At 64.1% G+C, this 13,711-nt stretch carries 14 protein-coding genes and 1 pseudogene; 2 read left to right on the top strand and 13 right to left on the bottom strand.

All coding sequences use genetic code 11. From position 1 onward, the window contains the following. Positions 1–15: 15 nt before the first annotated feature. Entirely contained in the window at positions 16–627 is a 612-nt protein-coding gene (locus BAC01S_RS13060) for a DUF3313 domain-containing protein (RefSeq protein WP_174442448.1), read from the bottom strand. 240 nt (positions 628–867) lie between these two features. Between BAC01S_RS13060 and BAC01S_RS13055 the strand changes: the two genes are divergently transcribed. Next, positions 868–1,419: a TetR/AcrR family transcriptional regulator gene (locus tag BAC01S_RS13055; protein WP_027795164.1), complete on the top strand. Its 552-nt coding sequence runs from the start codon at positions 868–870 to the stop codon at positions 1,417–1,419. 128 nt (positions 1,420–1,547) lie between these two features. Beyond that, positions 1,548–2,228 (top strand): GntR family transcriptional regulator, encoded by a 681-nt coding sequence (locus tag BAC01S_RS31240; RefSeq protein WP_043202110.1) that lies wholly within the window; start codon positions 1,548–1,550, stop codon positions 2,226–2,228. Between the two features lie 81 nt (positions 2,229–2,309). Here BAC01S_RS31240 and BAC01S_RS13045 read toward each other — a convergent pair whose 3' ends face one another. The 12 genes and pseudogenes from BAC01S_RS13045 to BAC01S_RS12990 all read right to left on the bottom strand — a co-directional run bounded on the left by BAC01S_RS13045 (position 2,310) and on the right by BAC01S_RS12990 (position 13,535). Continuing rightward, positions 2,310–3,338, bottom strand: coding sequence for a 2Fe-2S iron-sulfur cluster-binding protein (locus BAC01S_RS13045; protein ID WP_027795163.1), 1,029 nt, complete (start codon positions 3,336–3,338; stop codon positions 2,310–2,312). Positions 3,339–3,358: 20 nt separating this feature from the next. After that, positions 3,359–3,839, bottom strand: a pseudogene (locus tag BAC01S_RS31235) (GlcG/HbpS family heme-binding protein). A gap of 55 nt (positions 3,840–3,894) precedes the next feature. Next, a complete protein-coding gene (locus tag BAC01S_RS13035) occupies positions 3,895–5,355 on the bottom strand; it encodes an aldehyde dehydrogenase family protein (protein ID WP_027795162.1) in 1,461 nt (486 codons plus the stop codon). A gap of 90 nt (positions 5,356–5,445) precedes the next feature. Next, complete coding sequence (locus tag BAC01S_RS13030; RefSeq protein WP_027795161.1) at positions 5,446–6,180, bottom strand: TenA family transcriptional regulator; 735 nt, start codon at positions 6,178–6,180, stop codon at positions 5,446–5,448. A gap of 96 nt (positions 6,181–6,276) precedes the next feature. Further along, positions 6,277–7,830 (bottom strand): hypothetical protein, encoded by a 1,554-nt coding sequence (locus BAC01S_RS13025; RefSeq protein ID WP_027795160.1) that lies wholly within the window; start codon positions 7,828–7,830, stop codon positions 6,277–6,279. Positions 7,831–7,855: 25 nt separating this feature from the next. Further along, on the bottom strand, positions 7,856–8,815 hold the full coding sequence (locus tag BAC01S_RS13020) for an alpha/beta hydrolase (RefSeq protein WP_027795159.1): 960 nt from the start codon (positions 8,813–8,815) through the stop codon (positions 7,856–7,858). Further along, positions 8,809–9,087 (bottom strand): 2Fe-2S iron-sulfur cluster-binding protein, encoded by a 279-nt coding sequence (locus BAC01S_RS13015; protein WP_027795158.1) that lies wholly within the window; start codon positions 9,085–9,087, stop codon positions 8,809–8,811. Before BAC01S_RS13015 ends, BAC01S_RS13020 begins: the two co-directional genes overlap by 7 nt. A 16-nt stretch (positions 9,088–9,103) precedes the next feature. Then, the gene (locus BAC01S_RS13010) at positions 9,104–9,424 is read right to left on the bottom strand and encodes a hypothetical protein (protein WP_027795157.1); all 321 of its coding nucleotides are present in this window, start codon (positions 9,422–9,424) and stop codon (positions 9,104–9,106) included. Between the two features lie 40 nt (positions 9,425–9,464). Beyond that, positions 9,465–9,767, bottom strand: a complete 303-nt coding sequence (locus BAC01S_RS13005) for a 2Fe-2S iron-sulfur cluster-binding protein (RefSeq protein WP_027795156.1) — start codon at positions 9,765–9,767, stop codon at positions 9,465–9,467. 146 nt (positions 9,768–9,913) lie between these two features. Further along, positions 9,914–11,503 carry an MFS transporter gene (locus tag BAC01S_RS13000; protein WP_407667923.1) on the bottom strand — a complete coding sequence of 530 codons (1,590 nt, stop codon included), beginning with the start codon at positions 11,501–11,503 and terminating at the stop codon, positions 9,914–9,916. Next, positions 11,500–12,450, bottom strand: coding sequence for an ornithine cyclodeaminase family protein (locus tag BAC01S_RS12995; RefSeq protein ID WP_027795154.1), 951 nt, complete (start codon positions 12,448–12,450; stop codon positions 11,500–11,502). Before BAC01S_RS12995 ends, BAC01S_RS13000 begins: the two co-directional genes overlap by 4 nt. 65 nt (positions 12,451–12,515) lie before the next feature. Next, positions 12,516–13,535 carry a porin gene (locus tag BAC01S_RS12990; RefSeq protein WP_052408746.1) on the bottom strand — a complete coding sequence of 340 codons (1,020 nt, stop codon included), beginning with the start codon at positions 13,533–13,535 and terminating at the stop codon, positions 12,516–12,518. Positions 13,536–13,711 lie beyond the last annotated feature (176 nt).

Below are 13,711 nucleotides of genomic sequence, written 5' to 3'. Positions count from 1 at the left end.
CGTGCCGGCCGGCGGTCAGCGCAACTGCTCGACAAGCGCTTCGGCTCCTTTGTCGATGCCCGTCTTCGCCGCGCTCAGCGAGCCGAATGCCGCCGGCAAATTCATCGCGTTCGGATATTGCTTCGTCACGTAGGCGCGAAGGAGTCGTCCCGTCGCGCTGTCGTAGACCTCCACCGCGTAGGATACCGAACCGCTGAATGCGCCCTTCCCGCCCCGGATCGCCTGAACACCGTTGTAGAGATTGCCCGCAATGTCGAAGTGCATGGCCTGGCCGATCACGGCGGTTGTCGTCTCCGCGCCGGTCAATGTGAGCTTCACGCGCAGCGTCGCGGCGGACGGTTGGTCCGTCAGGTCGAAGCGCCTGGAAAGCGCCTCGGAAAACGCCTTGTTCATGTACGCGGCCAGCTCGGACTTGTCGGCGTCGGAGAGGTCGCCGAACTGGTTGTCGGCGCCGCGATACACCGCCACGGGATCGACGATCACCTCCGCGTAGCGCGACCACACCACGGGCGCGACATAGCGGAACGGCGTTTTGGCGGCATCGTCGCCCCGGTTCGCTTTCAGCTGCGATGCCGACGCGAGATCGGTATAGGCAACCGGCTTCACGCTCGCGCAGGCCGATAACATCAGGAGTGCTATGCAAGCTGCCGGCATGGAGAAAGGACGGATCTGGAACACGAAGGCTTCCTTTTGAAATGGGGCCAAATTGTTTGACGGGATGCAGCGGTGTGCGGCCACAACGAGGACGAAGCGTAGCACCAGTCTCCCCGAATGTAAACCGTCTGCCCGGTTTGTTTTTTACCGATCCGATAAGCGCGTACAATATGGCGCTTCGCAAATCACGCCGGCTCGCTCTGCGCATTAACAATGGATAACCAGACACGTTCGGAGATTTCGCGCAGAAAGGCGATTGACGCAGCGCTCTCGATCTTGACCCGCGACGGCGTTGGCGGACTGACGTTCGATTCGCTCGCGCGCGAAAGCGGCATCAGCAAGGGCGGACTGCTCCACCAGTTTCGCAACAAGCACGGCGTGTTGCGCGGGCTCCTCGATCGCCAGCGCGAGCAGTTCGAGCAGATTGCACACGAACACCTGGCGGCTGGCGGAACGACGCGGCCCGAGCCCGTTCTCTCCGCCCAGATCGCCATCTTCAGGGAGTCCGTCAACCAGCCGAATTCGGTCGCACGCGCGGTGCTCGCGGCCTTGATCGAAAGCCCTGCCCTGCTCGACGACCTCAAGCCCCAGGACGTCGCCAAGATGGCGCAGATGCAGGCCGAGGCGAAAGATCTCGAGCTCTCGCTGCTTCGCTACTTCGCCGCCGCCGGGATCGCCTTCAACTCGCTTCTCGGTCTCTCCAGCATGTCCGGGGACTTGCGCGACCGGCTTTTCGACCGCCTTCTCGACGATACGAAGTGGTGAGAGGCACGCTGCCCGGATTGGAACGACGTCAAAGAGGCTTCGCGCGGCCCGGGTTCCGGTATATGAAGCGAGTATAATTGTAGTTTGTATACATTCAATCTCGCCTCGGACACTTTGGGGAAACGCTAATGAGCCAGTCAACCGGGCAGCCGACGCAACCGGCCAAGATCGGATTGCAACACTCCCAACTCTCGGAAATCGTGACCGCGGAGTTGCGCAAGGACATCATCGACGGCCGATACAAGCCCGGTGATCGGCTGGTGGAAGGCAGGCTCGCCGAATCGATGGGCGTGTCCCGCATTCCGGTTCGCGAAGCGCTTCGCGGCCTCGCGAACGAAGGTCTGGTGGAAATCCGCCCGAGGCATGGCGCGGTCGTCGCGACCTTGTCGCCTGACGCGGCGCGCGAAATGATCGAGGTGCGCGCCGCCCTCGAAGGGCTGAACGCGAAGCTCGCCGCACGCCGGCACGCCCCTGAAACGATAGCCGGCATTCAGCGCGTGCTGAAGGAAGCGCAGGAAAAGCTGGCCGAGGGCAACATCGAAGATCTGATTGCCCTCAACAGCCGCTTTCACGACGTGCTTTACGACGCCGGCAACAACACGGTGCTGAAGGAGCTCATGCGTTCCCTGCGCGAGCGAACCCGCGTGTTCTTCTGGCAGTCCACGCCCGAGGACATTCGCAAGACGTGGGAAGAGCACGAAGCCATTCTGCGTGCCGTGGCGGCCGGCGACTCCGAACTGGCCGCAATGCTGGCGGAACGTCACGTTCTGCACGCGGGCACCAATTATCTGGAAGCCGCTTCGCGTTGATTCGGGCTGCTACATGAAACGGAGCGTGCCCGGATCCACCGGACACGCTCCGCGGTAACACCGCGATGCACGCAGAAAACCTCAGGCTTCGCCGGGCACGGTCGCGCCGTCGCGCGCATGGCTGAAATCGAAGCTGTCGGTGTAGAGATAGCGCAAATTGCCGCCATGCTCGATGAACGCGGACTTCATGCCGCGTATCATCACCGGCGCCCCGCACAGATAAACCGCGTATTCGGCCAGATCCCCCAGGTCTTCCACCATGGCCTGCTGCACGTACCCGCGGCGCCCGGTCCAGCCCGCATCCGCTTCCGATAACACCGGCACGTACACGAAGTCGGCAAAACGCTCGCCGAGTTCGCGGATTTGCGTGTCCACGTAGAGATCCGCCGCACCCTTGCAGCCCCAGTAGAGCCATATCGGCGGGCAGGCCGGGTCGTCGGCCAGCGCTTCCAGCATGCTCTTCAACGGCGCGATCCCCGTGCCGGTCGCCCCCAGCACGATCGGCCGGAAATCTTCCTCGTGGTAGCCGAAGCCGCCAAGCGGAAGCGTCACGTCGAGCCCGTCGCCAGCGCGCAGACGGCCAAGCAGCGTGTCCGTGAAGTAGCCTCCCGGAATCCGCCTGATGTGCAGCTCGATCACGTTGCCGTGCGGCTTCGAAGCCATCGAAAAACACCGGCCGCCGCCATCGTCCACCCGCACCTCCACATACTGTCCGGGGCGGTAGCGCACTGCTTCCAGGGCCGGGATGCGCAGGCTCAGCGCGCAAACGTCGTGACTGAGCATGCCGATGGATGCCACCTCGGCGCGATGCTGCGCCGGCTCCACGGGGGCCGGCAGCGAGCGCTCGGTGCTCAGCACGAGATGGCTCGTCGGACGTGCCTGGCAGGCCAAAGCATAGCCCTGCGCCGCTTCGTCCGGCGTGAGCCCCCCAACGGGTTCGAGATACGTCACCGTGCCCTCGACCAGTTTGACGCGGCAGGTTCCGCAGCCGCCGAACCGGCACTCCGAAGGCAGCGGCACGCCGCAGCGCAATGCCCCGTCGAGCACCGATTCGCCGGGTTCCACGTCGAACCGGCACCCCTCTTCGATCCAGCTCACCTGAAATGACATAGCGGCACTCACGGGTTGTTTCACAACTTGATGTCGCGCTGCACGGTGACCTCGTGGCCGCGCTGCATCAGCAAGTCATGCAGCGCGCGCAACCCGGCGAGCGCCGCTTCGGTGTCCTGCTCGCCGTTGCCGCCGCTGAGTCCGATTCCGCCCGCCACGGCCCCATCCACCACGATCGGAAAGCCGCCCACGAACGCGGCGAACTTCCCTTCGAAACTCAGCTGGATGCCGAATGCTTCGTTGCCGGGCAACGCGGGGCCATTGGGGGGGCGTGGTGAAGAGATGGGTCGAGCGGCGATGTCCCGCGGCGGTGAAGGCCTTGTTCCACGCGATCTGCGGGCCGGTCACCCGCGCGCCGTCCATGCGCTCCAGCACGAGCGGAAAGCCGCCCTCGTCCACCACGCACACGGTTTCGAGCACGTCGATTTCGCGCGACCGTGCGATTGCGGCCGCAACGATCTGCCGCGCCTCGCTCAATTCGAGCCTCATGAACTGCTTCATTTTCTACTCCAGAATAAATTCGACGACGGCTTTCAATGCCGGCTTTGTGTACCGCTCAATAGCCGCGATAGACCGTCTTGGTTTGCAGATAGAATTCGAGTCCCACACGCCCCGACTCGCGGAACGTCGACGTGCTGGATCGCTTCAGACCGCCAAACGGCGCGTTGATCAGGTTGCCCGTGGTGGTGCGGTTGATCTTCACGGTGCCCGCCTCGATATCGTTGGCAAAACGATGCATCAGTGCGGGATCGTCGGTCACGATCGCCGCGGCGAGGCCGTATTCGCTGTCGTTCGCCACCGCAATCGCCTGCTCGTAGTTCTCCACGTCGATCACGGAGATCACCGGTCCGAAGATTTCCTCGCGAGCAATCCGCGCCTCTGGGCGAACGTCGACGAAGACCGTGGGCGTGACGAAGTAGCCGTGTTCCCAGCCGCCGCCTTCAAGACGCTCCCCGCCGGCGGCGAGCGTGGCCTCGCGCCGCCCCGTCTCGATGTACTCCATCACCGTGCGCAGCTGATCGGCCGTGGCGAGCGGACCGATCTCGACGCCTTCCTCCAGGCCGTTGCCCACGCGCAGGCTGCGCACCTTGTCGAGCAGCGCGAGAACGAACGGCCCCCTTGCGGCCGGCGTCACCAGCACGCGGCTCGTGCCGGTGCAGGCTTGCCCGGTGAGCGAGAAGCCGCCCTTGACGGTCAGATCCACGGCCCGCGCGATATTCGAATCGTCCAGCACGATCAAGGGATTCTTGCCGCCCAGCTCCATTTGCGTGCGCGTATTGAACGACACCGCACGGTGTATCTGCTCGCCCGCCGTGGTCGAGCCCGTGAACGAGACCGCGCGTATGGCCGGCGCGCCCAGAATCGTGGGCGCGACTTCGGAAGCGCGGCCCGTAATCAGATTCAGCACGCCCGGGGGAATGCCCGCCTTGCTGAACGCCTCGACCAGACGCAAGCCGCTCAACGGGGCGTCCGACGACGGCTTGAAGACGACCGTGTTGCCGCATATCAGCGCGGGTGCGATCTTGCGCGCGGGAATGGAGACCGGGAAATTCCACGGCGAGATGACGGTGACGACGCCGAGCGGCTCGCGCAGCGTGTAGACCGACATCTGCGGGTCGTCGCACGGAAACGTCTCGCCGCCATACGACTGCGCCTCAACGGCATAAAAGCGCAGCGTCTGTGCCGAGCGCAGGAACTCCTCGCGGGCCAGGCCGACGAGCTTGCCTTCCTCGCGCGTCAGCTCGCGCGCGAACGTATCGGCGTTCGCTTCGAGGTAGTCGGCGGCGCGTTGCAGAATCTTCGCGCGCGCGGCGACCGAAAGCTTCCGCCAGGCAGGGAATGCCTGCGATGCGGCCTGCACCGCGGCGTGCGCGTCGTCGGCCGTGGAAGCCTGGAAGCGGCCGACGAGGTCGCGCGTGTCGGCCGGATTGCGGTTCTCGAACGTTCCGCCTCCTTGACTTTCGCACCACTCGCCGCCGATATAGTTCAGAAAAACCTGGGAGCCCATATTGGTCATAGTTGCTCGAACCGATCCTGATGTTTCGTTCGACCGACGCGCAGCCAGGAGCGGCGCGCCGGCCCATTGCATGCCTGCCAGCGGCAACGGTTACGCCGCGACGAGGTCGAGTTCCTCCAGCGGCAACTCGTCCGCGACATAGTCGTAATAAAGCGCCGTGGTGTAGAGCAGCCGCATCTGCGCGCCGATTTCGCAGATCTTCAGGCAGCGCTGCTGCAGTTCCGGCGTGTTCGCATGCTCCAGAACGATCTGGTAGCCGCGTTCGCCGTGGATCTCGTCCGAAACGATATGCAGGTCGAAGAATTCGACCTCTTCATCCGTGAACTTGTACTGCTCGCGCAGCGTCGGCGTCTGCTTGCGGTAGATGGAGGGCACCTGCGATTCGAGGCCGACCACGAGCGCGGCCACGGCGACGATCGGGTCTTCGCGCATCGCCACCGTGTAGCACCAGCCCTGCAGGCCGCGCGTGGTCGGCGACATGTTGTCGGGATCGACCACGCGCTCGCGCGTCGTACCGCATGCCTCGGCAAAACGGATCAGCAGGTCCGTATGGCGGTCGCCGCCAATCTCCTCCTCGTACATGTTGGCGAGCAGAAAGTCCTTCGCCTCGGTGAGGTGATCGGGAAAGCGCGCATACAGATACCCGAGGTAATCGGCAAACGGCCCCACGTAGTGGTAGTGGTTCTCGGCCCAACGCGCGAGGTGCGCGCGGCTCAGTTTTCCGCTCGCCCATGCCACGCTGAAGGGGGCTTTGTTCGCGCTCTTGCCCTTGATCGCGTTTTCCAGCGCGAGGCGAAATTCGTTACGGTCCATGAGTTCAGCCATGACTGCTCCTGTTCGGTGGTGAAATACAAATTTGACTACTGTTTACTGTATACCGTTTTATGACGATTGCCAACGACGGGACAAGAAAATTCCGGGCTACCAGACCAGAATGGCAACCAGCGTGGAGATCAACAAACCCGCGACAACCGGAATCAGCAGGCAGCGCACGACCTGAAGCACCGGCACACGTGCGAAGCTCGCCACGGCGGCAAGCGCCGACCACGCCGTGAGTGTCTTCCCGGTCCATACCGAGCCCATCTGACCCACCGCCGCAAGCGTCGAGACGTCCACGCCCAGCGCCCGGCCCAGCGCGCCCGAGAGTGCTCCGGTGAGAGGCAGGCCGGCGAATCCCGAGCCGTCGATGCCGGTGATCATGCCCGCCAGCATGATCCCGTATGACGCGAACACCGTGTTATGCGGGATATACACCTCGCCGGCCCTGACGAGATCCGCCAGCAATCCGGGCGCAGGCACCCCTGCTTTCAACGAGAGAATGGGGGCCGCGGTGCTCGCCACGCCGATGAAGAAGAACCCCGCAATCGGCAGCACCGAGCTCATGGCGCGAAAGGAGAACACGAATCCTTCGGTAATATGCTCGGCCACGTTTTTGCAGACCGCGCGGTAATCGCGTGCCACCACCACCGCCAGCAACAAGAGCCCCGCCACGCCGCCCACCAGCGCCGCTGCCGCGTTGCCGCTTGCGCCCTGCATACCCGCAATGAGGTGCGGCAGCACCATGTAGACCACGATACCGAGAAAAGCCAGCGGCGTAAGGACTGCGAAGCACTTCGACCACCACTCCTGCGCCGGCGTCAGCAGGTCCCGCGCCGAAGGCGGCGCGCTGCTCGCGCTGGCCGCACCCGCCGACTGGCCGCCCAGCCCCGGCGTGGCGTGCTGCGGCGTCCCGCGCCGAACGCGTGCGCGATGTTGCGGCCCGCCCGCGATCACGGAGGTCGCCGTCACCTGGGTAGCCTCCCAACGCTCGAGGTGCTCCACATCCGGCGTCCCGATCTGCTTGCGGATCAGTCCGTAAGCGATCAGCAGCGCCACACCGCCGGTAATCAGTGAGAGGAGCAGCGCCTTGTCCGCCACGTCGGGCATGGCCACCGCCGCCGCTCTCGCGCTGATGCCCGGCGCGACCTTCAGGATGTAGTCGGACGAGAGCGCCGTACCCAGCCCCGCAATGCCGATGCACATGGCGGCGCCGAGCGGCGGCACGCCCGAATAGATCGCGGCCGGCAGCAGAATGCCGGCGATGAGCGGCACCGACGGCGTAGGCCAGAAAAACAAGGACAGCACGTAGCTGACGAGCGCCAGCACAAAAAAGCCGACGTGACCGTTCACCATGACGGAGCGGAACGGCTGAACCATGCGCACATCCGCATTGATGCGTTTGAGCGCGTTGAGCAGTGCGGTCATCAGGGAAATCACGAGGAAGATATTGAACAGCTCGCGCGCCGCCGTAAGGGGTGCGAAGAATACCGCCTCGATGGAGGTCGAAACGTGGCCGGTGGCGGCCAGCGCCGTTGCAAAAGTCGCGAGAATGGCGGGCGCCACGACGTTCGCGCGTAGAACCAGTGCGATGATGACCGCTGCGACGCCGCACAGATAGACCCAGTGCGCCGGAGTGAGGACGACATGCGTTTCCATTTGCTCTCCAATAGATTTATGCCGGTCAGCGCGACACCGATGCGAAGAAGTGCAGAATCTCGCGACCCAGATAGTCCTCGCCGGAATTGAAATGCGCCACGATCGACGTATGGTTGTGCCCCCGCATCTGGATGAAACGCGGCGGCACCCCGCGATGCCTGAGGGCTTCGAGGAAGAACATGGCACCGTATTCGTCGAGATAGGGATTCTCGTATTCCGCCACCGCAATCATTAGCGGCACCCCGGAGCAAGCGACGTGCGAGAGCGGAGACCGCTGCGCGTAAAGCGAGGTATCGTCGCCGAAATAGGCCCGCACCGGTCCGGCGTTCGGATTGCCCGGCCTGACGTCGGCGACGAGTCTGCCGCTGATCAGAACGAGGCCGGCCACGGGCGGGCCGTCCGCGCGGCTCGCGACGGCGGGGTCGAGCAGACACGCCGCTGCGTGCGAGCCGCCCGCCGAATGCCCGATCAGAAACACTCGCGCGGGGTCGAAACCGAGGACGGCGGCTTGCCGATGGATCGAAGCGAGCGCGTCGCGCACATCCTCCGCCCCGCCCGGATACGGTCCCTCCCCTGCCAGCCGATATTCCACGTTGAACGCGACGAGGCCCTGGCGCGCAAACCAGTAGCAGACGTTGTCATAGATTTCGCCGTTGACGCTCTTTTGCCCGCGCACGAACGCGCCCCCGTGCACGAACACCACGGCGTCGCGCCCCGCGCTGCCCGGCGGTGAATCGACGCTCTCGGGGCCCGGCAGGAAAATGTCCATCACGTGCCGGGGGTGTGGGCCGTAGCTCACGTCGCGCTGCACGCTCACGTGGCCCTTCGACGCCCTGGCGAGCACCGGGGTATAGAAGTCGACCACCTTCTGGCGATTTCCGTTGATGTCGTCGCCCCAGCGCGGGCCGCATTCGGCGAGCACCTTGCGCTGCTCGGGCGCAAGCGCGCCGAGCGGTGCTTCGTAGTGCGGTTCGTCGTTCACCATGACACGCTCACGTCGCCGCTCACGAACGTCTGGCAGGCCATCCGGTAGCCCTCGCGCAGATCCTCCTCGCTCAGGTGGCGGCGCTCTTTCATCTTGACCGTATCGGTATGTTCGATGCCGTGCTCGATTTTGCACCTGCAGGTGCCGCACAGGCCGCCGCCGCATTTAAAGGGGATCCCGCCCTGCTCGCGGATCGAAACGCGCAGGAGATTGCTGTTGGGAGATGCATCGACGGATTTTCCGCCGTTGCTGAGAAACGTGATCTGAACCATAGGAATGCTCAATACTTCATCGTGTTGAAATGACTGTCGTGTCCTGGCGGCGAACCAGTTGCGCGTGCGAGCGGCCACCCTGCGCGAGTTCCCTCAGCGCCTTTGCTGCGGCCGCCGCCGTCTCGAACTTCTCGAGCAGCCGCGTGGGAACCCGGTTCACGGCCGAGGGCGTCGATTCGTCGACGATCTCCACCCTGGTCTCGCGCTCGAACGAAGCGATCACGAAAGTCGCAACAAGACGCCCCGAGTCCAGATAGTCGTAGACCTCGATTGGGGTCATGTCCGCGCCCGGATAGGTGCGGTACTGCGTCGGCTTGCTGGTCAAAATCACATACATGCAAAAACTCCAGTCGGTTGCCCGTTCCGGCGCTGCGCCATTACGCGGGAACGTCGTCCTGCCTGAGCTCGATGTCGTGGCTGAGCCAGAGCTGGCAGGCCAGCCGATACCCCTCCGAAAGGCGTTCGCCCAGTTGGCGCTTTTCTTTCCAGTTCGGCTCCGGCAGATGTTCGCCACCGGCAATCACGAGGCAAGCGCATTTGGAGCACTTGCCCATGCCGCATTCGTAACGCAGGTGCGGATACGGAAACTGCCTGATACCCGCCTGGACCACGAGATTCGTATCGGCGCCCACCTCGGCGCGGTACACGTTGTCGTCTTTATGAAAAATCACCTGCGGCATGCCTCCTCCCCTTGTGCTGCGTGCCATCGATCCCTGTAACCGTCAGTGGATCATTCAATTTTAGTATATCGTATACCGTTAAAAGCGGTGTAACTCTGTCAGTACGCTGACCCGCCCGCGCGTTCTGAATGCCGACATTGCCCCGCTCAATGCGCGCGCTTCGCGTCGTCGAACGACTTGATGCGAATGAGCGGCAAGGCGAACACCAGCGCACAGGCTCCGATCATCATGACAAGCATTCCGAACAATGTCCCGCTAACGGCATGGCGCAGGCTCGTGCGCGCCAAAGCGACGACAGGCGCGGCGGCCGGCACCATCGAAGCGCCCCGCAACAGCGGCTCCGGGCTGCGCAGCAATGCGTCCCAGGGCCCTGGCGGAATGCGGGCGGCGGCAACCGCGTGCGCCAGATCCACGCGATAGAGGGCGGCGATCGCCGCGCCGGATACGGCCGTGCCGATCATGCCGCCCACCATGCGGGCCGACTGGATCATCGCGGTCGCAATGCCCAGATGGAGCTTGCCTGCCACCTGCTGCGCGAATACGGTCAAATTGGGCATCACGAGACCGATGCCGACTCCGCCCGCGAGCATCGCGCCCACCAGTGCCGCGTGCCGCACATGTGTCGCCGCAAACGCGATCGAGCCACAGGAAATGGCGAGCAACGCGAACCCCGCATAGAGCAAACGGTTGGGATTGCGCAGGCGCGTGACGATGCGCGTATTGAGCACCGTTCCAATCGTGATGCAGGCCACGAGCGGCGTAATCGTTATGCCCGCCTGCTCCGCGCCCATTCCGAAGCCCACTTGCAGCAGCAAGGGGACGTAGAGCAGCAGGGAGAACATCGCCATGCCCATCAGCAATGAAAGGAGCAGCAGCACGACAATCGCCCGATCGCCCAGCACCGCGCGGGGCAATAGCGGCTGCAAGGCGCGTCTTTCCACGCGCACGAGCAGCGCGACGGCGAGCGCCACGGCACCTGCCAGTGCGAGCGGCCGCCACACCGCTCCCGCATGGCCGAGCGATTCCACCAGGGCCTGCGCGCCGCCGAGCGTCAACGCAACGAGGAGCGCGCCTTGCCAGTCGAGAGCAAGCTTGCCGCTGCGCGGATAACGGACATGAGGCAAATGCGCGGCCGTGAAATAAAGACTCGCGATACCGACGGGAACGTTGACGTAGAACGCGTAGCGCCAGCCGTAATGCTGGCTGAGCCATCCGCCAAGCGATGGGCCCACGGCGTTCGCCACGCCGAACGCGCTGGAAAACAGCACTTGCCAGCGCAGGCGCACGACCGGGTCCGGGAACAGGTCGGGAATGGACGCAAAGCAGGTTCCCACCAGCATGCCGCCGCCGACGCCTTGAAGGGCACGGAAAACGACCAGCTGAAACATGCTGGCGGACATGCCGCAGAGCGCCGATGCCGCGCTGAACAGCACGATCGCGACGACGATCAGCGGTTTGCGTCCATACCGGTCGCCCAGCCCGCCGAAGATGGGAACCGTGATCAACGAGGCGAGCAGATAGGCGGTGGCCACCCACGCATAAAGATGGTAGTCCTTCAGATCGGCGATGATTGAAGGCAATGCGGTGCCCACGACCGTTTGATCGATGGCCACCATCATCACGACCGTCGAGAGGCCGAGCATCGCGTACAGCGATTGCCTGAACGTGCGCGGATGACCGTGCACTTGCGCGCGCGGCGAATCGCCTTCGTTTGCCTCGGCCTGGCGCATGTTCATGAGACGGCGAGTCCGGTTGTCGCGCGCCGCGCAACATGATTGCGGTAGGCGATCTGCGCCACGGCAATGTCCTGCAGGCCTATCCCCACCGCCTTGTACAAGACAATATCGTCGGCACGGTCACGGCCGGTCCTGCGGCCGCCGAGCACGTCGCCAAGCTCGACTACGTCGGCCCAGTCGAACGTCCCCGGCGCGGCCTGAACGAGATCGCCCGCCTCTTGCGCGGCTTGCTCGCGCAACTCCACGACGACGCGGTTCGCGCGGGCCACCGTTGTGTCGTCCAGCTCGCGGGTATAGGGGAGACTCGATCCGATGGCCGCCACCAGTGCGCCAGGCGCGAGTGCGTTCCCGTCGAAGAGGGGCTCCGTGGCGCGCGTGGCGGTCACGACGATGTCCGCACCGCGCAAAGCATCGCTGCCCTGCATCGCCAGCGCTTCGACACCGCGATGCGCGAAGCGGTGATTGAGTTCGTCGACGAGCGGGTCGCCGCCTTCGGCTCCGACAATGCGAATCGTCCGAACTTCGGTGTGCCCGGCGAGCGCGAAGGCATGCGCCCTCCCCTGGACACCCGTGCCGAACACCGTGGCCACCCGTGCCCCGGGACGCGCCAGCGCCCGCACCGCGAGCACGGTCGTTGCGGCCGTGCGAATGCGGGTCAGCACGTTGCTGTCGAGCGTGGCGAGCAGCGAGCCGTCCCGCGTCGAAAACAGAACGACGGCAAAGCTGAAGCGACCCTTGATGGTCGTGTAGACCTTCGCTCCGGCCACGTCCTGCTCTGGCAATACCGCGCCGAGGGTGGACAGCTTCACCGCGCCGGCTTCCGTGCGAACCCGCGGCTGGACGGCGGCGCGGCCATCCGAAAGCGCCTTGAAAGCGCTATCCAGCGCGGGAATCGCTTCGTCAATCTCGACTAGCCGCTCGATTTCGGTATCCGTCAGATAAATCATGAATTCCTCCTTTACAGTATATCGTATACCAAAAATCCGGCTTTGCGGCGTTCGAAATCGAGGTTCTAGAAGTCCGTGCGCATCCCGCCGCCCGCGGTATAGCCGGACGAGAGCCGCGTAGCATGGTCGTCCAGCACGGCAACATAGACGTCGGTGCGCTTCGACAGCGAATAGTCGTAGCCCACGGCCCAGGTGTTGCGGGTCATGCTTTCCCCGCCCCCGTTGCTGCGCGAAAACGCGTCGGACGCAAGGATCTTGCCGCCGCCCAGCGGAATCGACACGCCAAGCTCGCCCGTGTTGATGCCCACGTTGCCCGTGGTCACCGAATCCCAGACATGCATGTACTGGGCGTAGGCTTTCACGACGCCCATGTCGTACATGAGATTGGCCGAGGCGGCGGATTGCGTGGTCAGGCCGTCGATGACGTTGTTGAGGTCTCCCGGCGTGATGTCGAACTTGATCTGCTGCCAGACCGCCGTTGCCGAGAGCCCTCCCTTGTAATAACTGAGCTGGCCGCTCCACTTGTTTTCGCCGGCGTGCCCTGCCTCATTGCCGAACGCATACATCGCCTTGCCCGTAAAGCCATCTGTGGACGGCGCGGTATACAACACGCTATTGGACCATTCGCCGCCGTCGGCCACGCCCTGCTGACCCATCTTGCCCTCATAGGTATGAAGCACCATGGGCGAGAAGGTGAACGAATTGAAGAAGGGGTTGAACTGAATGGTGGCGAAGTACAACGGCGGCGCGATCTGACCGGCCTCCAGCGAGCCCCAGTTGCCACGCAGCCCCACCCACGCGTTGCGGGAAAAGAGCGTGTCGCCGGCGAACCGGCCGTCTGCCCCGGTATTGGTCTTGAAGTAGCTTTCGAGCTTGAACATGACGTAGTTGCCGCCGCCGAGATCTTCTTCGCCGCGCAAGCCCCAGTACGGCGAGGTCAAGCCGCCGCTGCCCACCATTGCGGCAGTCTTGCCGCCCAGCGCCTTTTCGGCTCCTGCCCAGGCGTCGATCACGCCATACAGGTCTACGCTCGACTGGGCCCTGGCCGCGCCGCTCGCCAGCAATCCCAATGCGGCTGCACACATTACTGTTCGCCGAACACCGAACTTCATAACTTGTCTCCTCCTGGTTGGACTTACATGAACAAACTTGTTGCTCCTGGCTCTGTTGCCGGCCGCGCCCGTCCTGACCCGCTGGATGGCAATGCCTGCGCCTGGCTTTCAGTTTTTTGTATCCTGTATACTGTCTGAAGCCAAATTTT

This window comes from Paraburkholderia acidipaludis NBRC 101816 (genome assembly GCF_000684975.1).
Lineage (GTDB): Bacteria > Pseudomonadota > Gammaproteobacteria > Burkholderiales > Burkholderiaceae > Paraburkholderia > Paraburkholderia acidipaludis.
This window is presented reverse-complemented; position numbering and strand designations above follow the sequence as displayed.